The sequence below is a fragment of the Psychrobacillus sp. NPDC058041 genome (genome assembly GCF_042885655.1).
Taxonomy (GTDB): Bacteria; Bacillota; Bacilli; order Bacillales_A; family Planococcaceae; genus Psychrobacillus.
On the sequence record NZ_JBHVRO010000010.1, the window covers coordinates 82,195 to 106,028 of the forward strand.

21 protein-coding genes are annotated in these 23,834 nt (G+C 35.5%); 6 read left to right on the top strand and 15 right to left on the bottom strand.

Going from position 1 to position 23,834, the window contains the following annotated elements; translation table 11 throughout:
* Nucleotides 1-15: 15 nt before the first annotated feature.
* From polX to zapA, 3 genes are read right to left on the bottom strand one after another with little or no spacing between them, the layout of a single operon-like run.
* Complete coding sequence (gene polX / locus ACFVR1_RS15365; protein WP_387585255.1) at nt 16-1,719, bottom strand: DNA polymerase/3'-5' exonuclease PolX; 1,704 nt, start codon at nt 1,717-1,719, stop codon at nt 16-18.
* Between the two features lie 49 nt (nt 1,720-1,768).
* Entirely contained in the window at nt 1,769-2,311 is a 543-nt protein-coding gene (locus ACFVR1_RS15370) for a CvpA family protein (protein WP_387585256.1), read from the bottom strand.
* Between the two features lie 4 nt (nt 2,312-2,315).
* The gene (gene zapA / locus ACFVR1_RS15375) at nt 2,316-2,576 is read right to left on the bottom strand and encodes a cell division protein ZapA (protein WP_387585258.1); all 261 of its coding nucleotides are present in this window, start codon (nt 2,574-2,576) and stop codon (nt 2,316-2,318) included.
* A 78-nt stretch (nt 2,577-2,654) separates the two neighbouring features.
* Between zapA and rnhC the strand changes: the two genes are divergently transcribed.
* Both rnhC and rpoN read left to right on the top strand, forming a co-directional pair.
* The gene (rnhC, locus tag ACFVR1_RS15380; RefSeq protein WP_387585260.1) at nt 2,655-3,596 is read left to right on the top strand and encodes a ribonuclease HIII; all 942 of its coding nucleotides are present in this window, start codon (nt 2,655-2,657) and stop codon (nt 3,594-3,596) included.
* Between the two features lie 647 nt (nt 3,597-4,243).
* Nucleotides 4,244-5,542 carry an RNA polymerase factor sigma-54 gene (gene rpoN / locus ACFVR1_RS15385; RefSeq protein WP_387585261.1) on the top strand — a complete coding sequence of 433 codons (1,299 nt, stop codon included), beginning with the start codon at nt 4,244-4,246 and terminating at the stop codon, nt 5,540-5,542.
* A gap of 850 nt (nt 5,543-6,392) precedes the next feature.
* Here rpoN and hutH read toward each other — a convergent pair.
* The 7 genes from hutH to hutU (ACFVR1_RS15420) form a co-directional block, all read right to left on the bottom strand.
* Nucleotides 6,393-7,898, bottom strand: coding sequence for a histidine ammonia-lyase (gene hutH, locus ACFVR1_RS15390; RefSeq protein ID WP_387585263.1), 1,506 nt, complete (start codon nt 7,896-7,898; stop codon nt 6,393-6,395).
* A 68-nt stretch (nt 7,899-7,966) separates the two neighbouring features.
* Nucleotides 7,967-9,133, bottom strand: a complete 1,167-nt coding sequence (locus ACFVR1_RS15395; RefSeq protein WP_387585264.1) for a M20/M25/M40 family metallo-hydrolase — start codon at nt 9,131-9,133, stop codon at nt 7,967-7,969.
* Between the two features lie 19 nt (nt 9,134-9,152).
* Complete coding sequence (gene hutI / locus ACFVR1_RS15400) at nt 9,153-10,388, bottom strand: imidazolonepropionase (protein WP_387585265.1); 1,236 nt, start codon at nt 10,386-10,388, stop codon at nt 9,153-9,155.
* Between the two features lie 270 nt (nt 10,389-10,658).
* Nucleotides 10,659-11,381, bottom strand: coding sequence for an amino acid ABC transporter ATP-binding protein (locus tag ACFVR1_RS15405; protein WP_387585266.1), 723 nt, complete (start codon nt 11,379-11,381; stop codon nt 10,659-10,661).
* Nucleotides 11,378-12,034, bottom strand: coding sequence for an amino acid ABC transporter permease (locus tag ACFVR1_RS15410; protein ID WP_387585267.1), 657 nt, complete (start codon nt 12,032-12,034; stop codon nt 11,378-11,380). The genes ACFVR1_RS15405 and ACFVR1_RS15410 overlap by 4 nt, the downstream gene beginning before the upstream one ends.
* A 67-nt stretch (nt 12,035-12,101) precedes the next feature.
* The gene (locus ACFVR1_RS15415) at nt 12,102-12,929 is read right to left on the bottom strand and encodes a basic amino acid ABC transporter substrate-binding protein (protein WP_387585269.1); all 828 of its coding nucleotides are present in this window, start codon (nt 12,927-12,929) and stop codon (nt 12,102-12,104) included.
* 125 nt (nt 12,930-13,054) lie between these two features.
* The gene (gene hutU, locus ACFVR1_RS15420) at nt 13,055-14,773 is read right to left on the bottom strand and encodes a urocanate hydratase (RefSeq protein WP_387585270.1); all 1,719 of its coding nucleotides are present in this window, start codon (nt 14,771-14,773) and stop codon (nt 13,055-13,057) included.
* Between the two features lie 350 nt (nt 14,774-15,123).
* Here hutU (ACFVR1_RS15420) and ACFVR1_RS15425 point away from each other — a divergent pair, with 350 nt between their 5' ends.
* Nucleotides 15,124-16,836 (top strand): sigma-54 interaction domain-containing protein, encoded by a 1,713-nt coding sequence (locus ACFVR1_RS15425; protein WP_387585272.1) that lies wholly within the window; start codon nt 15,124-15,126, stop codon nt 16,834-16,836.
* 68 nt (nt 16,837-16,904) lie between these two features.
* Here the strand turns inward: ACFVR1_RS15425 and hutU (ACFVR1_RS15430) are convergent, their stop codons facing one another.
* On the bottom strand, nt 16,905-18,626 hold the full coding sequence (gene hutU, locus ACFVR1_RS15430; protein ID WP_387585273.1) for a urocanate hydratase: 1,722 nt from the start codon (nt 18,624-18,626) through the stop codon (nt 16,905-16,907).
* Nucleotides 18,627-19,078: 452 nt separating this feature from the next.
* On the opposite strand from hutU (ACFVR1_RS15430), the gene ACFVR1_RS15435 reads away from it, so the two are divergent.
* Nucleotides 19,079-19,591 (top strand): GNAT family N-acetyltransferase, encoded by a 513-nt coding sequence (locus tag ACFVR1_RS15435; RefSeq protein ID WP_387585275.1) that lies wholly within the window; start codon nt 19,079-19,081, stop codon nt 19,589-19,591.
* A 37-nt stretch (nt 19,592-19,628) separates the two neighbouring features.
* Nucleotides 19,629-19,790 carry a hypothetical protein gene (locus ACFVR1_RS15440; RefSeq protein ID WP_387585277.1) on the top strand — a complete coding sequence of 54 codons (162 nt, stop codon included), beginning with the start codon at nt 19,629-19,631 and terminating at the stop codon, nt 19,788-19,790.
* Between the two features lie 95 nt (nt 19,791-19,885).
* Here ACFVR1_RS15440 and ACFVR1_RS15445 read toward each other — a convergent pair whose 3' ends face one another.
* From ACFVR1_RS15445 to ACFVR1_RS15460, 4 genes are all read right to left on the bottom strand, one after another.
* Nucleotides 19,886-20,962, bottom strand: a complete 1,077-nt coding sequence (locus ACFVR1_RS15445) for an NAD(P)H-dependent flavin oxidoreductase (RefSeq protein WP_387585279.1) — start codon at nt 20,960-20,962, stop codon at nt 19,886-19,888.
* A gap of 72 nt (nt 20,963-21,034) precedes the next feature.
* A complete protein-coding gene (locus ACFVR1_RS15450) occupies nt 21,035-21,415 on the bottom strand; it encodes an NUDIX hydrolase (protein WP_387585370.1) in 381 nt (126 codons plus the stop codon).
* 3 nt (nt 21,416-21,418) lie between these two features.
* Nucleotides 21,419-21,844 carry a ribonuclease FAU-1 family protein gene (locus tag ACFVR1_RS15455; protein ID WP_387585280.1) on the bottom strand — a complete coding sequence of 142 codons (426 nt, stop codon included), beginning with the start codon at nt 21,842-21,844 and terminating at the stop codon, nt 21,419-21,421.
* 12 nt (nt 21,845-21,856) lie between these two features.
* On the bottom strand, nt 21,857-22,090 hold the full coding sequence (locus ACFVR1_RS15460) for a hypothetical protein (RefSeq protein ID WP_387585282.1): 234 nt from the start codon (nt 22,088-22,090) through the stop codon (nt 21,857-21,859).
* 353 nt (nt 22,091-22,443) lie between these two features.
* On the opposite strand from ACFVR1_RS15460, the gene ACFVR1_RS15465 reads away from it, so the two are divergent.
* Nucleotides 22,444-23,583 carry an MFS transporter gene (locus tag ACFVR1_RS15465; RefSeq protein WP_387585284.1) on the top strand — a complete coding sequence of 380 codons (1,140 nt, stop codon included), beginning with the start codon at nt 22,444-22,446 and terminating at the stop codon, nt 23,581-23,583.
* The last annotated feature ends 251 nt before the right edge of the window (nt 23,584-23,834 follow it).

Consider the following 23,834-nt stretch of genomic DNA (forward strand, 5'->3'; position numbering starts at 1 on the left):
TGTGGCACCTCCTAATTACTTCATAATAAATTGCTTAAATTTCTCTAATGTCCATGTATTTACAACATTTTCTTTGTGAAGCCAAGCTTTTTGTGCATAACGTATACCAACATCCATATATTTAAGTTGGTCCATATGATGGGCATCTGTATTAATTGCAATTGGAACTGAAGCTTCTTTTGCTAAATGTAAGTATTCGGTTTTTAAATCCAGTCGATATGGACTAGCATTTAGCTCTAGAATTTTTCCATATTCCTTTGCCCACTTTATTAACTCAGGTACATCTGGATTATACCCTTCACGTTGTTCAATAATTCTTCCTGTTGGATGAGCAATCATATGTACATATGGATTTTTTATAGCATTATATAAACGCTCCATTATTTTTTCTTGCGGTTGACTAAAACTTGAATGGATGGAAGCTATAACAAAATCTAACTGCTTTAAAACTTCATCATCAAAATCAAGCGAACCATCAGGTAGAATATCCATTTCCGTACCTGCAAATATTTCTATATCTTTATACTTAGCATTTAGTTCTTGAATTGTTTCTATTTGCTGTAGTAAGCGTTCTTTGGAAAGACCATTTGCTACCTTTAAGTAATCAGAATGATCCGAAATGACCATATGCGAATAACCTTTTGCCAAACACGCTTCTACCATTTCTTCTATGGAATGTGCTCCGTCTGACCAAGTCGTGTGCATATGAAAATCACCTTTTATATCATCTAATGTCACGAGAAATGGTAGTTGATCTAGTGTGCCAAGCTCTGATCCGTCTTCTCGTACAGTAGGGGGGATAAATGGTAAACCAAAGTAGTTATAGAATTCATACTCGGACTCAAAATGTTGAATGGTTCCATCTTCTAACTCCACTCCATACTCACTTATTTTCTTCCCTTGGTCTTTTGCGATTTGTCTCATTTTTATATTGTGATCTTTGGAACCTGTAAAATGGTTTAAAGCAGAAGCATATTGGTGTATTTCTACTAAACGGAAATCTACGTCCACTTCATTTTCTACATCCAGTGTAACAGACACTTTTGTATCGCCAGCTGCAATGACTTTTATAATCGGAAGTACCTTTAATAACTCTTCTCGGACTTCTTGTGGTGAACTTGTCGCAATAATAAAATCTATGTCTTTACTTGCTTCCTTTACTCTTCTATAAGAACCTGCTACTGAAAACTTTTCGATCATAGAGATATCTAAAAGCTTTTTTCTGATCATTTCTACGATTGGTTCTAACTGCCAAATTGCTGTTCTTTCTGGCTTCGATTGGAAGCTTTCAATTTCAGCTAATATTTTCTCTTCTGTCTTCGCAGCAAATCCTTCTAAAGTTTGTACTTTCTTTGCCACACAAGCTTCTTTTAAAGCGTCTATCGAATCAATTTGTAATTCCTTATAAAGCTTAGCTATTTTCTTCCCGCCAAGTCCTGGTATTTTTAACATAGGAAGTAGTCCACTAGGTACCGTTTTTTGAAGTTCTATTAACAAGGAAGAATGGCCTTCATCTATTAAGTCCTTAATAACCGCACCAGTTGCAGCACCAATTCCTTTTAAAGACAAAATATTATCCATTTCAGCAAGACTACGTGCATCTAGTTCTAATACTTGTGCAGCTTTACGAAATGCTGAAACTTTAAAAGGATTTTCTCCTTGTAATTCCATGTATAGAGCAATTTTTTCCAATGTGCGAATAATAGTCTTTTTATCCATCCATAGAACCCCTTTCATTCGAAAAAAAACTCCCCTCTACTGAGAGAAGTTATTTTTCGATATAGATATACCACCAATTTTTCACTGTCTCTGATAGTAGTGGCGTGTGATTAAGAATCCAAGACGTTAAACTAGATTTTGATATAAAACTTTGAATAATATCGATAGGTAGTAAAGCAAAAATGTACAATAACACAAAAATAATGAAATAAAACTCAATAAATCCTAAAACTGCCCCAATCATATTGCTTATAAAACCAAGTATAGGCAAATACTTTAAAAAATCAAACATCGACGCTAATAAATGAAGTGCAAATTTGACGACCATAAATATAAGCGCAAACGCAATAATACGATAAAAGGTTTGGTCTAAATCTAAACTCTCTACAGCTATAGTAAGCTTAGACCCGGTAGTTACAGCAGGAAATGGAATCCATAAAACAAATTTCTCTGCAAGTGGTTTATAATAAGTATAAGAAACGATGAGTGCGATGATAAAACCAGTCATGTGAATGAGTTGTACAACTAACCCTCGTTTTGCGCCAGTTATAAAACCAGCGACAAGTAATATTAAAATCAGAATATCTAACATTTTTTCAGTCCTTTAACTTTTTCAATTCTTCTTCTAGAAGTTCTAATTGTTCTTTTACTTTTATGTAATCGTTTACTGCATTGACGGCTGTTAACACTGCCAATTTAGCAATATCTAATTTACCGTTATGAGAATGTATTTCTCTCATTTTATCATCTACCATGGAGGCAACAAGACGCATATGACCAGAAGTTTCGGAACCTACCATTTTATAATTCTGTCCATATATATCAACAGAAATTCTCGTTTTTTGTTGTTCTGACAAAGATGATCCCTCCCCCAGAAAATCCTATTAATAATAATAACACGAAATAGATTGTGATGTGAAGAAAGGAACGAACGAATGTCAAATGAAGTTTTAGTAATGCAACCTAATGAAATAGAAAAAGTGAAAGCTCATTACGCACAATATAAAGTTGAACGATCTGCTCCTGGAGTATTATTTGCTGCAAAACTCTCGGATACAGCTATTACTATTTATAAGTCTGGTAAAGTAATGTTTCAAGGAAATGGTGCTTCCCGTGAAGTTTCCTTATGGGGAGGAATCTCCAATGCATCAATAGAAAAGGTTTTTAGTAGTGCTACAAAAGGAGACACATTACCACCCAACTTCTCCTCTTTCTCAGTCATTGGATCAGATGAAACGGGGACTGGTGATTATTTTGGTCCAATTACAGTAGCAGCTTGTTATGTTCGCTCAGATCAAATTGAATTGATACAAGAACTTGGTGTAAAAGATTCAAAAATGTTAACGGATGATGTTATGAGGAAAATGGCTCCAGATTTAATGGCTACTTTAACCCATAGTGTGCTCATTTTAAAAAATGAAAAATATAACAACATTCAAAGTCGAGGTTGGTCCCAAGGGAAAATAAAAGCCCTTATGCACAACCAAGCACTTAAACATGTGTTGAATAAAATGAATCCGGATAAACCTGCATATATATTAATAGACCAGTTTGCTGAAAGAGGCATTTACTATAATCATATTAAAACGGAAAAAGAAATCGTTCGTGAAAATGTATTGTTTTCTACAAAAGCTGAACAGTTGCATGTATCTGTTGCAGCTGCATCCATTATTGCAAGATATGCTTTTTTGAAAGAAATGGACCGTCTTAGTGAAATTGCAAATACGACTATTCCGAAAGGAGCAAGCTCAAAAGTCGACGAAATTGCAGCAAAAATTCTTTTAAAACATGGAGAAACATTTTTAAAAACCATTACGAAGTGGCATTTTGCTAATACCCAAAAGGCAATTACAATTGCCAACAAGAAAAGATATTAAAAAATCTAGATAAAAGTATTTTCATTTTAACTAATTCCAATTTTATAAGAAACACAATGATTTAACACTCATTTCAACAAAACATTAATCACTTTTTTCTTCTAAAATTAAGAAAACCAAGCGAAATGACACCCATTCTTTTTTTAGAAGAGTAACCATAAATACCGTTGATTCCGTTATGGTGGACGCTTTTCGGGGGCAAGGATTCATTCTCCTCGACACTGCGTTCCTGCGGAGCCTTCGCCACCTCCGTTTCAATCAACTTGTGCACTATTGGGGATGAAGAGATAAAAAACAACTTTTTAAAAGGAAATAGCTTCCGATGTTTGCATGGCAGAAAAAAGCCATCTCCTCCTCTTTATCCATAGTTGCTACCTATTTTTTCTCAGTTTCCAATTGCCTTAATAAGTATTCTGAGGCGACGCCTTCATGACCAACATCTTGTTTGCCCAAGACTCGTCGATCGCCTTGAGGAAAGCAAATAACGTAGTGCTAAGAAGTTGAAATAATACGTCATTCAATTACATTAAAATAATTCTTAATATTCATTTATTTCTATTAAAACATGTCGAAAATTGTAGTATAATTAAGGATGTCATAATGTAAGCGTTCTCAAATTAACGTAAGACAAAATGAGGAGGTATACTATGGAACTCATACTTACACAAAAACAAGAACAAAGTTTAGTCATGACTTTTCAATTAAAACAAGCTATTGAATTATTGCAATTCTCCACTTTCGATCTTTATCAATACATAAAGGAGCAAGAGTTACAAAATCCATTAATCGAATTGGAAGAGCAACCTCAAGACTTTTTAATTCCAGAGAGATCACATGGAAAAACTATATTAACTGGCTCCTCCCAACAACTTATAGACTACGCACAAAGTAGTGACATTAATATGAGACATAACTTAGTTGAACAAGCAAAGTTACTATTCAAAATGGAAGAGGATCAGAAACTTGTAAAATATCTTATACACAATCTAGATGATAGTGGATTTTTACAGTTAACTAATTATGAGCCATTTGATGAAGCAACTGTAGTGAGAGGGATTCATCTTCTTCAACAGATTGGACCTATTGGATTAGGTGCAAGAAATATAAGGGAATCTTTGCTTTTGCAAATAACTTACAATTATCCGGAAGAAAAATTAGCAAAAAGACTTATTGAAAATCACTTAGAATTATTAGCAAATAGAAAGTGGAATGACATATCTCGTTGTATGAAAATTTCGTTAGAAAGTGTAAAAAAAACGTATGAATTCATTCGAACACTAAATCCAACTCCTTGCATTGGTATTTCAGATTTTTCAGTAGAATATTTAGTTCCGGACATTGTTGTTGAAATTAAAGATGACAAACTTATTTATTACTTAAACGAAAGTTATCTACCCGAAATCCATTTTAACAATCAGTACTCGGACTTGATGAATGTTAAAGATGAAACATCCAAATATATTAACAATCAATTCGCAAACTACAAATGGTTGCTAAGTAGTATAGAACAGCGCCGTTTGACCATTTTAAAAATAGTCGAAGTCTTAATAAAAAAACAAGAAAGCTTTTTCAGAGAAGGCTTCAGTTCACTGAAGCCTTTAACCTTAAAAGAAGTTGCCAGTGAGATAGAAATGCATGAGTCAACAGTTAGTAGAGCAACTACTAATAAAGTCATACAAACACCTAAAGGTTCATTTGACCTTCGTAAATTATTTACTTCTAAGCTAGAAACAAACGATGGAAATTTAATTTCCCAGACAGAAGTTAAATTACTCTTAGAAAATATCATAAAGAAAGAAAATAAATGTAAGCCTTTTTCTGATCAACAAATTGCAAATCACTTTAATAACGAAAAAGGGATTACAATTGCAAGGCGAACTATTAGTAAATATCGTGAGGAATTAAATATTCCTCCCGCAAGCCGTCGTAAAGAGATAAGTGTATAAATGAGAATAATAAAAGAAAGTTAGGTATTCAAATAAGAAAAACGCAAGCGACTGTAAGTGCATCTTGTTCTTTACTATTTCCAGAGTGCTTTGGACTAAACCTCAGCTATACTATTACCAGAGAAGTATGGCTCGTGAAGTGACTGCGTCACTTCACGAGCCTTTTTCGGTAATCTTATGGCGGATATTTGTCCTTCGCCCTCTTGGAATATGTGAAGACATAATGCTTTTGGTCTGGATAATTAATGATAAAATCCTGTCTTACTCTTTTAATAGCGTCCGAAGATACATTTTCGGACGCGGTTTCGCTTCTTTAGGTATGGATACTATCTATTTTTCCTTCTTCCAGCCACAAATAGAAAGCACTGCTAAGCGCTATGAATACTGGATTCCTAGCATCCAACTGCATATAATTTCTTATCTTTGTAAAAAGCACAAGTGCCATTTAAGTGCATCTTGTCTTCGCTATTTTTAGGTTGCTTTGGATGTAACATCTGCTTCAACTATTACAGTTGGAATTGTGTAGCTGGAAGTGACTGCGTCACTTCCAGCTACACTTTTTTCGATAATCTTGTGGCGTATGTTTGTCCGTCTCCCTCTTGGAATGAATAAAGACATGATGCTTTTTTGGATAATGAGAGATAAGATACCTTCCTACTTTTTTAAAAGCGGACGAAGATACAATTTCGTCCGCTCAGCGCATCTTTATCAATAACAACTGCTTATTTTTCTCTACTCGCACTTCCTCTATTAATAATTAAAGCAAAGTAACGGTTCATACATTCTCTCTGAAAAAAACCAATCCTAACTGTTCTTTATATATCAACAGTTAAAATCGGTTTTCCTAGGATTATTTTAAGTCGTCTGCTCGTAAGATATATTGTGCCAGTTCTTCCATTTGGTCAGAAATCGCTCGGTCACCGTCTAATGGAGGGCAAATTCCTCGTACGATTTCTAGGTATTTTCTTGTTGCTGGAGCTAATTGGTTTTCCGCTTTTTCTAAGTAAATAGCTTGAGAAGCACAGATTAGTTCAATCGCTATTACACGAGCACTATTATGAATAATTTCTCGCGCTTGACGTGATCCAATTGTCCCCATACTTACATGATCCTCTTGGTTAGCCGAAGTAGGAATAGAGTCAACGCTTGCTGGATGAGCTAAAACTTTATTCTCCGAGACAAGAGCCGCTGCCGCATACTGAACTACCATCAAGCCACATTCTAAACCTGGATCCATTGCTAAAAATGGTGATAAGCCACTTAACTGTGGATTCACAAGTCGTTCTGTTCGACGCTCCGAAATATTAGCCCATTCTGCAGCTCCTACTTTCAAGAAATCCATAGCGAGCGCAATCGGCTGACCATGGAAATGACCTCCAGAAATAATCTCTCCGTTTTCTAATATTACAGGGTTATCTGTCGCAGAATTAATTTCAACTTTTAATCTATCATCTACATAATTAAATGCTTGCCAAGATGCCCCGTGTACTTGTGGAATACAACGAATCGAATATGCATCCTGCATTCGAACTTCCCCTTGATGGGTAATACGTTTACTTCCTTCTAACCAATTTCTCATTCGAGAAGCAACGAATTCTAGCTCTGGATGGGGGCGAACTGCTAATAATTCAGGATCGAATGCAGAAATTATTCCTTGAAGAGCTTCCATCGTTAAACAAGCAGCCATATCTGCAGCTAAACCAAGACGCTCTGCCTCATTAATAGCGACAACTCCTACTCCAGTCATTGCTTGTGTTCCATTAATTAATGCAAGTCCTTCCTTTGCTTCTAAAGTAACTGGCTTTAGTCCAGCTCTCTTTAATGCTTCTCCACCTGAAAGAATCTCTCCTTTGTATTCTGCTTTCCCCTCACCAATTAAAACAATTGCGATATGAGATAATGGAGCTAAATCGCCGCTAGCACCAACTGATCCTTTACTCGGAACTACTGGATGAACACCTTTATTAATCATCTCGACTAATAATAAAAGTGTATCTTCTTTAATTCCTGAAAATCCTTTCGCAAGCGCATTTGCACGCAGCGTCATCATCGCCCGTACTATTGGAGTTGGCAGTGGATCACCTACACCAACTGCATCTGCACGAAGTAAGTTTAATTGCAACTTAGCAATATCTTCTTTTTCTATTTCAATGTCACTTAATTTTCCAAATCCCGTATTAACTCCGTAAATAACTTTTCCATCTCTTAATTGTTTTTCAATTCGTTCGCGACTTGCTCGAACTCGGATTAAATCTGCTTCAGGAACTACTACTTTTGCTGATCCATAAACAACGTTTTCGATTTTATGTCTGTCTAATGTAAGACCATCTAATTCTACTAATTTTTCATTCGTCATGTATGCCCACTCCTGTATGTTGTATGTTATAAACTATAAGTTTTCATTAAACAGATAACTATAGAAAATTACTCTTTTTTATGATTGGTGTACCATTGTTCAATTAATCCCGCCGTAAGTCGACCAGTATTTATTAGGTTTTCTACACTCAGGCATTCTCTAAAAGAATGAATGTTTTGGAAACCATTTCCTAGCGTAATACATGTTAATCCATTCTCATTTAACACATTCGTATCAGCGCCGCCAAGAGTTTCCGTTAAGTACGGATTGACTTTTATATTATGTGCAGCAGTTTCAACTGTTTTTGTTAAAATGTGATCTTCTGGGATATTGAAGCCGCTATATTTTTTCTCAATTCTGACTGTCAATTTACCGCCGTTTCTCTCTGCTGCTTCTCCCATAACATCTTCCATATGCTGCAATTGCTTTTTTAATTTTTCTTTTGAAAAACTACGAACTTCCCCTGCAATCATTACTTTACCAGGTATAATTGATGTTAGCTCTCCGCCTTCAATAATGCCAATATTGGCAAGTGTCTCATCATCAATTGTTCCAAGGTTCATGTTTAACAATCCTTTTGAAGCAATAAGAAATGCACTATTCCCTTCCTCTGCATTTAGTGCAATATGAGCTGCATTTCCTTCAACTGTTAACCAAATTCTACTACTATATGGGCCCTTTAATATAATTTGACCAACGTCCCCACTGCTATCAAATATATAACCATCCTTACTCTTTACTTTGCTATAATCCATATGTGTTGCTCCAACAAGTCCTGGTTGTTCATTCACAGTTAATACAAATTCTATAGGACCATGTGGAATGCCACTTTCAATAACAGCTCTAATTGCTTCTAAATATGAGGCTAATGCTGCACGGTCATCTGCACCTAAAATCGTTGTCCCATCAGAATAAATAATACCATCTTTTATTACTGGTTTTAGGCCTTCTGTCGGAAGCACTGTATCCATATGTGTGGAGAAAAACAGTGGAGGAATCGATGAATCCGTCCCTTCTCTCCATGCAATCAAATTACCTACTTCTCCATTAAATTTTTTATGTGCTTCATCAAATTCAAGTGTAAAGCCAAGTTCTGTTAACGCTTTAATTAAATAATCCGCTACAAGTTGTTCCTTCGAACTTGGTCCATTTATTTTTGCAAGTTCAAGAAATAATTCCAATAAACGATCTTCATTTACTTGTTCTGCAGAGGTAGCGAATCGTTTTTGTATCATTGTAAAACCTCCAATTATTTTATCTACTTACTACAACTTTTCCACTTTTAATAACTGTTTCTACAATATTTGTTCCAAGTTCATATGCAACATGCTTATAAGTTGGAATATCCCAAATCTGCAAGTCTGCTAGTTTACCAACTTGTATTACTCCTCGATCTATTAAATTTAGCGCTTGTGCTCCGCCATATGTAGCCGCTTTTATTGCTTCTTCTACTGTGAATTTATATAATCGGCATGCTAGGTTAATGACAAATTGCATGGATTCTGTATAGCAAGCAGGGCAAAGATCAGTTGCAAGAGCTATTTTCATCCCTAAATCAAGCATTTTTCTAGCATCAAATGGTTTTTTATGGCCAACTGCAAAATCTAGCGCTGGCATTAAAACACCTGTTACATTTGATTTAGCGAGTTTCTCCATTACATCCTCAGGTGTGTAATTTAGATGATCTACAGAAACCATGTTCATTTCTACTGCTAGGTCAGAGCCACCGATGTATGAATATGCATCTGCATGTAATTTGGGTTTCATTCCATATTGCAAAGCCGTTTCTAAAATTTGCTTGGATTCCTCCGCAGTGTAATACCCTTCATCGCACCAAGCGTCACAAAACTCTGCAAGTTTATATTCACCAACCTGCGGAATCATTTCATTGATAATTACATCAAGGTATTTAGTTTTTGACATACCTTTTGGAAATCCATGAGCTCCTAAAAAAGTATTAAGTACATCGACTGGAGTCTCTTTATCCAATCTTCTTCCCACTTTTAGAATTTTAATTTCACTTTCTGTCGTTAAACCATAACCACTTTTACTTTCAATTGTTGTAATCCCGTAGTTTAGCATGGATAACATTCGTTTCTTCGATTGTTGGAATAAATCTTCTTCCGAGGCATCTCGTGTAAGTTCAATCGTTCGGTTAGGTCCTGTAGTTATTCCAAGCTCTTTTAGTTTTTCAGGATCATTTCCAGTTAATTTAGCAGCGTACTCCTCTACTCTCGTTCCATTAAAAACAAGGTGTGTATGACAATCCACAAACCCTGGAGCAACTACTTTCCCAGTTGCATCAATAAATTTTGATTCTTTTATATCAAAATTATTGCTAATTTCCTCTTTTGAACCTACTCCAACGATTTTGTCATCTTTAACTGCAATCCAAACATTCTTTAGAACGTTAATTCCTGCCATGCCTTCACCAGTACAGGTTATTACTTCAGCCGCATTGCTAATGATTAAATCAACTTTTGTTTTCATTCAAAAAACTCCTTTCACTACCAAACTAACTTTTGTTGATAAGTTTAAAGAAATAAAAATGCAAGTGGTGTAACAATAATGAGCGTTAGTACTGTTCTTAAAAATATTTCTATTGCACTAAAGGAGAAGAATTTGAAAAAGTTTTTGAATGAGTAAATCTTCTGTTTTCACCACTGGTAATTTTCTGGTCTTCCATTGATTCCTGAAAACTATTCATTATTCATTCCTTGACACATTAAGTATTTCTCCTAACTTCGCTTTCCGACCTGATTATAAAACCTTACTTAAGAATAACTTTGTTCTTTCTTGCTGCGGTTTCTCAAATAGCTCTTTAGGAATATTTTCTTCCACGATAAAGCCACCATCCATAAATAAAACTCGATCACCCACTTCACGAGCAAAACCCATTTCATGTGTTACAACTACCATAGTCATACCTTCAAGAGCTAGTTGTTTCATAACTTCTAGAACTTCACCAACCATTTCTGGATCCAATGCTGATGTTGGCTCATCAAAAAGCATTATTTTAGGCTCCATTGCAAGTGCTCTTGCAATAGCAACTCGCTGTTTTTGTCCGCCAGACAAAGAATCAGGATAGGCATTTGCCTTCTCCTTAAGCCCTACTTTACGAAGAAGTTCCAAGCCTCTTTCTTCAGCCTTTTCTGCTGATAGCTTCCTTACCCTCATTGGAGCGAGCATTATATTTTCTATTACAGTTTTATGTGGAAATAAATTAAATTGTTGGAATACCATTCCTACCTCTGTTCTGACTTTATTAATATCTGTTTTCTTATCAGTAATATCGATTCCTTCTATTAATACATGACCGTCAGTAATAGTCTCAAGTAAATTTAAACATCTTAAAAAAGTAGATTTTCCTGATCCTGATGGCCCAATTACCACCACTACTTCCTTTGGTTTAATGGATGCATTAATATCTTTTAAAACTTCATTATCACCAAACGATTTTTTCAAATTTTTCACTTGAATCATTCTGTTGCCAACCTTCTTTCAAGACGATTTAATAAGAAACTCAAAGAAGTAGTTAACACGAGATAAATAAGCGCAGCTGTTAGGTATGGCTCCCATACACGGTAATATTGACTTGCTAGCGCTCGACCGTAATACATTAGCTCAGGAGTTGCAACGATTGCCGCTAGAGATGATTCTTTTATTAGCACGATGAATTCATTCCCTAAAGGGGGAATCATTCTTTTAAATGCTTGTGGCAAAATAACATCTTTCATCGATTGAATATGATTCATACCAAGTGATCGGGAAGCTTCCATTTGGCCTTTATCAATTGACTGAATACCTGCTCTGAAAATTTCTGATATATAAGCACCAGCAATCAAGGAAAGTGCAATAATACTAGCCACTATACCGTTTGTGTGTCCTATTAACATAGGCACTACACCAAAGTGAATTAATAATATTTGGACAAATAATGGTGTTCCACGGAAAAATATAATATAACAATTACATATAAACGAGATGATCTTGTTACGCATCATTTTCCCTAAGCCAATTAATAACCCTAGTACAGTTCCTATTAGTATCCCTACAATCGACAAACCGATTGTGAGTAACGTACCTTTAAGAAAAAAAGGAATATATTCTACGATAATATCTAGTCTAAAATCCATTGATGTCCCCCCTCATTAGAACCAAAATTGCGCAACTACTCTTTGGGAGTTACGCAATTTGATCACTTTAGTTCTTTTTCTGTTGCTCTAACAGTGTCACGACGTCTGGCTCTGCTCCAAACCACTGCTCATATATTTTTGCATACGTACCATTTTCTAATACTTTTGAAACAGCTACATCAAAATCCTTTTTAAGTACACTACCCTTTGGAAACATAATTCCGTAAAACTCTTTCTCAAAGCCTTCTTCATCTTTTATAACTACTAGCTTTTTATCTGGATTGTTTTTTGCATATTCTTCCACTACCGCATTATCAGCAACAACTGCATCCGCACCACCGCTGATCATTTCCAAAATAGCTAGATTGTTATTGTCGAATTTTTTAATATTTTTATTATTTTTCCCAAGAATACTTTCAACTGCTTCTTGTCCTGTTGTGCCACCAAGCACAGCAACTACCTTGTTATTTTTTAAATCTGCAGCGCTTTCGATATCACTACCTTCAGGAACTAGAATTTCGTTTGTTGATAAATAATAAGGCACCGAAAAATCATATGTTTGTTCTCGCTCATCATTAATAGTAATTGCACATATCCCTAAGTCTGATAGCTTATCTTTAACTTCTACAAACAAAGGGTCCCAGCCCACATTTACTAGCTCAATGTCATAACCTGCTTCTTTAGCAACCGCTTTCATGAAGTCTGCGTCAAAACCTGTAATTTCACCTTTGTCTAAATAGACAAATGGTGCATAGTTTGCCTCTGTCGCTACTTTAAGTTTTTTCTTTTCTACACCTGAATTATTACCCTCGCCTGCACTAGCATCATTTGTACCACAAGCCGCTAAGATTAGAGAAAAAATCATAACAATTGTTAGAAATATATTCTTCTTCATTTAATAATCCCCTTAGATTTAGTCGATTTTTCAAATCCATTAGTCAAGAATAGAAAATTAAACTTTTATGATTAGAGAAAAGGTAAGGAAAGATCATTAATCTCATCCTTACTTTTTTCAAAAACTTATACTTTCGCTTTTTCTTTAAGATCTTTCGGTCCGAATGTTGCTTCCCGCTTCCACCATAATGGAATTTTAATGCTTTCCTCTGTTAACTTCCCTTTACCATTCGCAACGTCTTGCGCAATTTCATACCCTGCTTGCGCATGACGAACAACTCCGATTCCAGAGTCCACAGTCATTGCTACTTCCAGTCTCATATCTGATTCCGCTGTTCCGTCCGCAACCATCGTTACACCTGTATGAACTGCTTCACCCATGGAATAGTTTGCTTGGATCGCGATTAAGTCACACATGCCGACTGCGTTTAATAGCCCGTTCAACATTGGCCAGTCAGAAATTAGATCACTGCCGTCTTTCATGTTTTCGGATTCAAACGTTGGATTCACGATAGAGCCGGAGTCTAGATTGTCACGGGAGAAAGCGACTGGTCCAGCTAATTCCCCACGGCGAATCATATCGTTTACTTCTAATGCAAATGCTTTACGTTGACCAAAGCCCATGTAACAAATACGTGCAGGTAATGCTTCAATTGGAATATGCTTTTTCGCAAGCTTGATCCAACGTGTTACTAAATGATCGTCGCTGAATTTTTCTAAAATCATATCGTCAATTTTACGTAAATCTTCGGCTTCTCCTGATAGACAAACCCAGCGGAACGGTCCGCGTCCTTCACAGAAAAGTGGACGGATATATTCCGCTACGAAACCTGGAAGACGCTTTGCTTCTTTTTCGTCCATGCCTGCATCGATACATTCTTTACGGTGACTTGTCCCATATTCGAACGAATGAACGCCTAGATCCATGAATTTAATAAGCGATTTCAATTCACGAACCATTGTTTCACGACTTTTTTGTAGATATAAAGTGCGGTCTGTGTCGCGAAGATGTTCCGCTTCTTCTACTGTATATCCAGATGGTAAGTAAGAGATTGGGTCATGGCCTGGAGTCATCGATGTAGAAATATCTGGTAACCAACCTTTTTCTAGCACTTCTTCAAATACATCTGCCGCATTTCCTACGACGGCTATACCAAGTGGTTTTCCAGCTGCCGCATATTCTTTTGCTTTCGCGATTGCTTCATCCAGTGAACCCGCAAGTTCATCGATAAATCCTTTTTCAATTCTTCTCTTGATGATTTTCACGTCTGCATCCACAAGAATCGCTACTCCACCATGCATTGTCATCGCGCGAGTTTGGTTACCACCCATTCCCCCTGCTCCTGCAGTTAAAAGGATTTTCCCAACAAGTGAATCGTTGTAGTGTAGGCGAGCAATCGCAGAAAGTGTTTCAAATGTTCCTTGGATTACTCCTTGTGTTCCGATATATTCCCATGGAGCAGCTGTATAGTTTGCGTAAATTGTTAAGTTTTTATCTTGTAAATCATAAAATGTTGGCCAATCTGCTTTCATAATGTTTGTCGTTGCCATGACAACGGTTGGTGCATATTTATGGGTTTTAAAAATCGCTACTGGCATACCAGATTGCACAACAAGTGTTTCATCATCTTCTAATTCTTTTAATGATTTCACAATTGCGTGGTAAGACTCCCAGTTACGCGCAGCTTTCCCGATCCCACCGTAAATCACAAGTTCCTCTGGTTTTTCTGCATTCTCCATATTATTTTCTAGCATTCGAAGAATGGACTCTTGTCTCCACCCTTTACAACGTAACTCAGGTCCTCTTTGTGCTTTTACGGAATATAAAATTTCTGGTGTTGTCATTATTAATCCCCCTAAAAAAAATTAATTATGTTTTACACCCTGTTATAATGCAAGAGTCGTGCCAATTTTCTAAATTCACGAAAAACAAGTGAAATATTTAGCTATTTCTAAGTCTTTTAAGCTTTCTTTTTATTAATAAGTAATTTCTACTTACGATTTGCATGCAAAAAAATTATCAATGCCGCAGATAAATTTTAAGAATTATCTAAAAACTATTCAAAATAATGAAAATACATAGATTATTAGGCATTTTATAGAGGTGCAGATATTTTTTACATGCAGACTCTTCTAAATAATCTGAATTATGCTATACTATTGATAATTTTATAATGGAAGGGAGAAATCATATTTTGACTGTTTCAACAATCGGATCAATAGTTAGAAGTTTTGTGGATGGAGTAATAGCTATAAACGAGGACCTTGAAATTCTTTGGTATGACATAAAAGAGGGGCTTCCTATAAAAGTTATAAAAGGTGATTCTATCATTCAATTAATTGGCTACAATAAGAAGCATTTTAACGATAGTGATACATTTCTCCTTGATATAAATGACAAAAAGTTTTCTGTTGACGTTAAAGTATTCTCTATGGACGATACATATATTTTCCTATGTCTAAAAGAAATTAATAAAGAATCTACAGCAACGGATGAGCGGTTATATTGTTTAGAGAAAATAATTGAGTCTCTTGATGAAGGTGTCATGATGAGCAACTCTGAAGGAGAAATTACTTTATATAATGATGCGCAAGAAAAAATGGAGGGCTTATCAAGTCAAGAAATACTTGGTAAACATTTATGGTCCGTATACAATTACAATCCACAATATTCTGAGCATCGACACACATTTAAGACAGGAAAGCCAATTTACTCAAGGTACCGTGCGCATTCAACCGTTAATGGAATACCAAAATATGTTAACTACAGCACATATCCAATTCAAAAAGATGGAAAAATTATTTCTGTATTTTCATTAAGTACGAATGAATCAAAACTGAAAGACCGCCTTCATCAAACAATTGAACTAAAAAGACAAGCAAACATTAAAGGTGAAGAAAAAGCCCATTCAAAGAACGGAACAATTTTTACGTTTAATGATATAAAAGGTAAAAGTCTTGTACTTTTAGACCTTATCAAGGAAGCTCAAAATGTTTCTATACATAATGCGGATACTTTAATTGTTGGAGAGACAGGCACTGGTAAAGAATTATTCGCACAAAGTATGCATAATCATAGTCCTAGAGCGGATAAACCTTTTGTTGCCATAAACTGTGCTGCTATTCCTGAAAATTTACTTGAAAGCACTTTGTTCGGAACTGTAAAAGGTGCCTTTACTGGTGCTACAGACCAAATTGGCTTGTTTGAATACGCTCAAGATGGAACACTCTTTTTAGATGAAATAAATTCAATGCCGGTTACTTTACAAACAAAACTAATGCGAGTTTTACAAGAGCGATTAGTTCGAAAAGTAGGTTCTAATGATGTGGCACCTGTAAAGTGTACCGTTATTAGTGCATGCAACGAAGATCCAGAAAAACTAATTGCTGAAAACAAAATGCGACTAGACTTATTTTACCGAATTGCACATACAAGCCTTTTCATTCCTCCACTGAGAGAACGGAAAGAAGATGTACATTTTTTTATTGATTACTTTTTAAAGGCATTTCAAGTAAAGTTAACTAAAACAGTTCCAGATCTTTCGAATACACTTCAAAAATGTTTACTTCATTATTCATGGCCAGGGAATATTCGTGAGTTAGAACATCTCATAGAAAATTTAATAATTCGGGTTCCTGAAAATGCTGTAACAATTGAAGTGGAGCACCTCCCTTCCTATATGCGTGGGAAAATACTAATGGTACATTCTAATGACACTATGGATCAAAGTAATGAAATGCAAAGACCAATGAAAAAAATCTTTAAAAGTTCGGAAAAGCAACTTATTGAAACAACATTAATCCAGTCAGACTGGAATGTTTCTCAGGCTGCAAAAAAACTTGGCATCACTAGGCAAAGCTTGCAATATCATATTAAAAAGCATGATTTAGAAAAACCTACAGTATAAGAAAAAAACAGCACGGAATTCTTTCATCAAATTCCGAGCTGTTTTTCTTTTGTTAATTTATTTATATATTAAGCCTTCACTTCTGCTTTTTGGAGATCCTTCGGTCCGAATGTTGCTTCCCGTTTCCACCATAATGGAATTTTAATGCTTTCCTCTGTTAACTTCCCTTTACCGTTCGCAACGTCTTGAGCGATTTCATAACCTGCTTGTGCGTGACGAACGACACCAATTCCAGAGTCCACAGTCATTGCTACTTCCAGTCTCATATCCGATTCTGCTGTTCCATCCGCAACCATCGTTACACCTGTATGAACTGCTTCACCCATCGAATAGTTTGCTTGGATTGCGATTAAGTCACACATGCCGACTGCGTTTAATAGTCCATTCAACATTGGCCAGTCAGAGATTAGATCACTGCCGTCTTTCATGTTTTCGGACTCAAATGTTGGATTCACGATAGAACCGGAGTCAAGATTGTCACGAGAGAACGCGACTGGTCCAGCTAATTCCCCACGACGAATCATATCGTTTACTTCTAATGCAAATGCTTTACGTTGACCAAAGCCCATGTAACAAATACGTGCTGGTAGTGCTTCTATTGGGATATGTTTTTTCGCCAGCTTAATCCAACGTGTTACTAAATGATCATAGCTGAATTTCTCTAAAATCATATCGTCAATTTTACGTAAATCTTCCGCTTCTCCTGATAGACAAACCCAGCGGAACGGTCCACGGCCTTCACAGAATAGTGGTCGGATATATTCCGCTACGAAACCTGGAAGACGCTTCGCTTCTTTCTCGTCCATTCCTGCATCGATACATTCTTTTCGGTGACTTGTCCCATATTCGAATGAATGAACTCCTAGATCCATGAATTTAATAAGCGCTTTCAATTCCCGAATCATTGTTTCGCGACCTTTTTGTAGATATAGATTGCGATCCGTGTCACGAAGATGTTCTGCTTCTTCTACTGTATATCCCGATGGCAAGTAAGAGATTGGGTCATGACCTGGCGTCATCGATGTAGAAATATCTGGTAACCAGCCTTTTTCAAGCACCTCTTCAAATACATCTGCCGCGTTTCCTACTACGGCGATACCAAGTGGTTTTCCAGCTGCCGCATATTCTTTCGCTTTCGCGATCGCTTCATCTAGTGAACTTGCAAGTTCATCGATAAATCCTTTTTCAATTCTTCTCTTGATGATTTTAACGTCTGCATCCACAAGAATCGCTACTCCACCATGCATTGTCATCGCACGTGTTTGGTTACCACCCATTCCTCCTGCACCTGCAGTTAATAGAATTTTCCCAACAAGTGAATCATTATAGTGTAGGCGAGCAATTGCAGAAAGAGTTTCAAATGTTCCTTGGATTACTCCTTGTGTACCAATATATTCCCATGGTGCAGCTGTATAGTTTGCATAAATAGTTAGGTTTTTATCTTGTAAATCATAAAATGTTGGCCAATCTGCTTTCATAATGTTTGTCGTAGCCATGACAACGGTTGGTGCATATTTATGTGTTTTGAAAATCGCTACAGGCATACCAGATTGCACAACAAGTGTTTCGTCATCTTCTAATTCTTTTAATGATTTCACAATTGCGTGGTAAGACTCCCAGTTACGTGCAGCTTTCCCGATCCCGCCATAAATCACAAGCTCCTCTGGTTTTTCTGCATTCTCCATATTATTTTCTAACATTCGAAGAATGGACTCTTGTCTCCACCCTTTACAACGTAACTCAGGTCCTCTTTGTGCTTTTACGGAATATAAAATTTCTGGTGTTGTCATTGTTAGTTCCTCCTAAGTAGATGAAATTATGTTTTACACCTTTTTATAATGCAAGAGTCGTGCCAATTTTCTAAATAAAATAAAATATATAAGTGAAAAGTGTTTAATATCCATAGTTTTATTTATTTTATAAAATTTCAGTATCTAAATTCTGATCTTTTACAATCCAGTAGTATTTTTTAAAACCGCAGATATTTTTTGCTTTATTGTAAAAAACGAATAAATAATAAGCAAAATTTTATCACCATTTCTAAATTTAGCTTTTTTATGGTGCAGATAAAATTTTCATCTCTATTATTCTTGATAAAATTTTATAGATTAAATATAGAATTAATATTCAGAACAATTTATCAATGATAAAATGATGAAGATGTATATCATAAAAAACAGCGTTGAGAAATTTTAACAGAATAACAGAACCGGATTAATGTATTGAAAATAGGGGGTACTGTATGGAAATAGTATACGAAACGGATCGTTTGTATTTATGTGTTTTTGAGGATAATCATTTAGAGTACGTTAAACAATTTTGGGGTGATGAAGAAGTAATGGCATTATGTGATGGCGCTACCTCCCATGGTAAATTACTGCAAGTTTTAGAAGGTTATCGTAAATGTCATGAAGTGAATGGTTTATCGGTATATGCTGTAAAAGAAAAAGAAACAAATGAAGTTCTTGGTTCCGCTGGATTTAATGTGACAAGTTCAGTAAATGAAGTAGAATTAATCTATCACTTTAGTAAAAATTCTTGGGGAAAAGGCTATGCAACGGAAGCTGCAAAAGCTTGTTTGGAACTAGCTAGAAATCACGGGAAAGTTCATCTCGTTACTGCTTCTGCAAGCCCTAAAAATAATGGCTCCTTAAAAATTTTAGAAAAGATTGGTTTTACTTTTAAAGGAATGAAATGGTTTGATGATACGGAGCAAGAAGAGCCTTATTATGAATACGATATAGCTACTATCTAACGAGTATTGAAAATTTGAGCAATAGGGAGTGAATGGTTTGATCGCACTTGCATATATAGTGCCAACAATCATTGCTATATTTTTTGCAGGATTTTATGCACCTCTAATTGGAGTAGTTGTTGGAGTTGTTATACATATAGTCGTTTTGTTAACTAGAATATCAAATAAATTGGATGATATTTCTAATAAGTTAAACTAATTTATGTGCAATTATTATTTGCCGATCCCCTAAATGATCAATTATTAAATACTGCAAACAAATACATACTTTTGTCTGCAGCATTTTTCTGTTCACTATTTATTTTTATTTAGTCTATTAGCTTCTTCTACGACCCGCTTAATAAGCACTTCTACAGTTTCTTTTCTAGCAAGTGCTGAATTTTGACCAGACCATAAGGACATATATTCTTTATTGTTTTGGGCAGAAGAAGCTTTTCGAATTGATTGCGTTAGCACATTCTGAATTGGATAAACAGGAATAGAAGCTTCGTATTCTTGCATTTCCAATAAAAATTTGTTTTTAATTCCTCTAGCCCACTTACCAGAAAAGGCACGAGTTAATGCCGTAACATCACTTTTCGAATTAAGGATTGCTTCTTTATATATCGGATGTGCTCCACTCTCTTCACAAGTCAAGAATGCAGTGCCCATTTGAACAGCTTTAGCACCTAGGCACAAAGCTGCCATTAGTCCCTTGCCATCCATTATGCCGCCGGCTGCAATAACAGGTATGCTTATATTCTTCACAACTTGTGGTACCAATGACATCAAGCCGATTAAACTTTCTTCGATGCCACTTATGAAGTTACCTCTATGCCCTCCTGCTTCACTTCCTTGCACTACAACTGCATCCATTCCAAGTCTTTCAATTGTAACCGCCTCTACCAGTGTTGTAGCTGTACCAATTGAAAATATATTGTGTTGTTTTAACTTCTTCATTATATCTGATGTTGGTACTCCAAATGTAAAAGAACATATAGGAACCTTTTCTTCTATGATGACTTGTATTTGTTCCATATATGTATGAAATGACTTCTCCTTATTAGGAAGATTCACTTTTTCAATAGGTATATTCAATTCCTCATAATAATGATTTAATAGTTCATTCACCATTACTATTTCATCATCTTTTAGTTCAAATTCGTTCGGCACAAATAAATTAACACCAAAATTATTGGATGTTAACTGCTTTACCTCTCGTATCTGTTGGCGCAATTGATCTGCATCTAAATACCCTGCTCCAATCATTCCAAGAGCTCCATTATTGGAAACAGCTGCTACTAATGTCGAAGTAGTAATTCCCCCCGCCATTGGAGCTTGAATAATTGGGTAATCTATATCTAACAATTTTGTAACATCATTTTTTAGCATATCAATCTACTCCTTTTTGACTTTCCACTTTGGATAGTAATTTGCTTCTAAATCTAAGTTATTTGTTCTTATTCATTCAAATGCTTTCAATACTAATGGCGAGGCATTTTCAGCCGAAATCTCATCCTCTGAAACCCATACTGCTCCAAGTGAATCCTGCCCCTCAAAATTTTCGGGTTTTATTAGACGCCCCCCTATTTGCTTCACTAAATAATATACTGCAATATGGTGAACATCTGTCAAACCTCTCCAATCCGAAGCAAGCATGAAATCGGTAATGCCTATATTTTTAATAATTTCGACCTCAAATCCAGTTTCCTCTAAAAACTCTCTTTTCATGGCAACTACTAAACTTTCTCTATCTTCCAAACTGCCTCCCGGTAGGTCATAACGATTTATGTAAGGACCACCGTTTTTATATATTACAAGTAGCTTACCATTTTGTACACATATACCTTAAACACCAAATGCACGGCCACATGTAAGTGCATCTTCTAATTCATCTTCATCAAGTACAATAATTTCTCCAGAAGGTAATACAACAACATCTAAGAATAAATCGTCCCACCATGGAACATCTTTTTCTATTCCGATTTGATAACAAATATCTATATACCATTGCACAATTTCACCATTTTCATCGAACATCGTTGTTAATGAGTAATTTTTGTCTGTTGGAAAGTGTTGCATCCACGTATATCCATCATCTACAATACATAATCTTTTCTCTCCATACTGAACAAATAACGGTTCTGTCACTTGAGTTAATTTTAATAGAGATATAGTTCCAATAAATTCTTCTTTCTCTACGTAGGTTTGTACATACTCTCTTTTAATAATCCTCTTCCAATCCGTACGATCTCCATATCTTCTTTTTAACATTCAAAGTCCCCTTTATTTTTTTCGCTCATTTCCCCTTTTAAAATTTCCAGTGATTTTTGCTAAAATTAATTGCTCCTCTTTTTCATCTTTAGCATCATTTATTCTTTTTAAAAACTTTTCAGTTTCTTTTCCTTTTAATATTTTTACTTGTTTCCCGTAATATCCAAGAAAGACCGAATTATCTTTGGTCATTTTATAACTAAAAGGGCTATCATCTAACTTATTTCTTTTATCAATATTGTCCACTATTAGATCTCCTTTACTTATTGATCTATTGTTGAAATATGTATGGGACGGATGATTTTCTATATAAACATTATAAATAAAGCATGTTCTCCCTTATGTTCAAACTTTACAATTATTGATACAACTTCTCCTACCTTTACTTTAACCTCACGAATAAGAGCTTGTTCCAAGGTCTCCCCTTCTTCTATAATTTAAATTATAACAGACTATCTTTTCTGAATTTTGTATTATTTTATTAGAACTAGTTTATTTTACCAAAAGTATTTATATACTACGAAAATCAGTTACAATATTCAAAGGTGTTAACTTCAATATGTATGGTAATTAAATTTACCTTAGAAGGAGAATTTCTTTTGAAAGTACAAGTATTATTAAAAGGTTATAATTTTTTGTTTTTTGGTTTACTTGCACTCTTTATTCCATTTTTACCTGTTTATTTGGGTGAACGAGGTTTATCAGCAAGTGAAATAGGTTTAATTATTGGAACCGGTGGAGTTGTGACATTGATTGCACAACCATTATGGGGGTTTATAACCGATAAGACTAAGACGATTCGTAAGGTAATGCTACTACTCGTTTTTTTAACAGCTGTTTTCGGTTACTTTTTATTTAATGTGGATAACTTCGTGTTCCTTGTTATTTTTGCGCTATTAGTTTATTTCTTCCTAATGCCACTTGACCCACTGACAGAAAGCCTTAATTTTACCGTTTCTGAAATGGAGCGCGTCAGTTATGGATCCATCCGAACATATGGAGCATTAGGCTTTGCGGTGTTATCCTTAATAGTTGGCTTTGCAATGGATCATTTCGGTATGAGCAGTGTGTCTATTTTATTTGTTATATTGGGGCTCATTTCATTTGGCATTGTTTGGCGTATGCCCGATGTACAAGCTTCTTCAAAACCAGTGACAATGGCAGGACTAAAACAAGTGTTAAGAAATAAAGAAATGCTTTTGTTTTTAGCTTTGGTATTTATTAGTTCCATACCTGCACGTATGAACGATACATTTTTAGGTATTCATATTCGAGCACTTGGAGGGGATACTTCCTTAGTTGGAATCGCCTTTTTCTTATCCGCTACAAGTGAAATTATAATATTCGCATTAAGCTTTTGGTGGCTCCGAAAAGGAAAAGAGCTTGAAATTATTACTGTTGCAACATTCTTCTATTTTATACGCTTTGTAGCATCGGCATTTGTTACAAGCCCTATCGCTCTAACCTTTGTACAACTATTACAGATGATTACTTTTCCTATTTTTTATACTGCTGCGATTCAATACTTATATCAAATTATGCCAAAAGAATGGCGTGCTACTGGACAAACTGTTCTCGCACTCTTATTTTTTGGACTATCAAGTATAATCGCCTCTTATGCTGGAGGATATATTTATAAAGAATTAGGTGGACATTCGTTTTATTTCATTATTTCCATTATGTCTTTTATTGGTGTACTTTTTGGTATCGTACTGACTATTCGTAAAAGAAGAATATAGTTTAATGTACTTAAATGGGTAGCCCAGCCAGCTATAAGAATATTTCTATTCGGTCTCATTTTTTTCTATTCGGTCAGAAATTTTTCTATCTGGTCACATTTTTTTCTATGCGGTCAGAAGTTTTTCTATCCGGTCAGAAGTTTTTCTATCCGGTCAGAAGTTTTTCTATCCGGTCATATTTTTTTCTATCCGGTCAGAAATTTTTCTATCCGGTCACATTTTTTATTCGGTAACAAATTTAGACACATAAA

Coding starts and splice junctions, on each gene's coding strand:
- polX (WP_387585255.1), bottom strand. CDS start 1,719: ATGGATAAAAAGACTATTATTCGCACATTGGAAAAAATTGCTCTATAC.
- ACFVR1_RS15370 (WP_387585256.1), bottom strand. CDS start 2,311: ATGTTAGATATTCTGATTTTAATATTACTTGTCGCTGGTTTTATAACT.
- rnhC (WP_387585260.1), top strand. CDS start 2,655: ATGTCAAATGAAGTTTTAGTAATGCAACCTAATGAAATAGAAAAAGTG.
- rpoN (WP_387585261.1), top strand. CDS start 4,244: ATGGAACTCATACTTACACAAAAACAAGAACAAAGTTTAGTCATGACT.
- hutH (WP_387585263.1), bottom strand. CDS start 7,898: ATGACGAATGAAAAATTAGTAGAATTAGATGGTCTTACATTAGACAGA.
- ACFVR1_RS15395 (WP_387585264.1), bottom strand. CDS start 9,133: ATGATACAAAAACGATTCGCTACCTCTGCAGAACAAGTAAATGAAGAT.
- hutI (WP_387585265.1), bottom strand. CDS start 10,388: ATGAAAACAAAAGTTGATTTAATCATTAGCAATGCGGCTGAAGTAATA.
- ACFVR1_RS15405 (WP_387585266.1), bottom strand. CDS start 11,381: ATGATTCAAGTGAAAAATTTGAAAAAATCGTTTGGTGATAATGAAGTT.
- ACFVR1_RS15410 (WP_387585267.1), bottom strand. CDS start 12,034: ATGGATTTTAGACTAGATATTATCGTAGAATATATTCCTTTTTTTCTT.
- ACFVR1_RS15415 (WP_387585269.1), bottom strand. CDS start 12,929: ATGAAGAAGAATATATTTCTAACAATTGTTATGATTTTTTCTCTAATC.
- hutU (WP_387585270.1), bottom strand. CDS start 14,773: ATGACAACACCAGAAATTTTATATTCCGTAAAAGCACAAAGAGGACCT.
- hutU (WP_387585273.1), bottom strand. CDS start 18,626: ATGACAACACCAGAAATTTTATATTCCGTAAAAGCACAAAGAGGACCT.
- ACFVR1_RS15435 (WP_387585275.1), top strand. CDS start 19,079: ATGGAAATAGTATACGAAACGGATCGTTTGTATTTATGTGTTTTTGAG.
- ACFVR1_RS15445 (WP_387585279.1), bottom strand. CDS start 20,962: ATGCTAAAAAATGATGTTACAAAATTGTTAGATATAGATTACCCAATT.
- ACFVR1_RS15455 (WP_387585280.1), bottom strand. CDS start 21,844: ATGTTAAAAAGAAGATATGGAGATCGTACGGATTGGAAGAGGATTATT.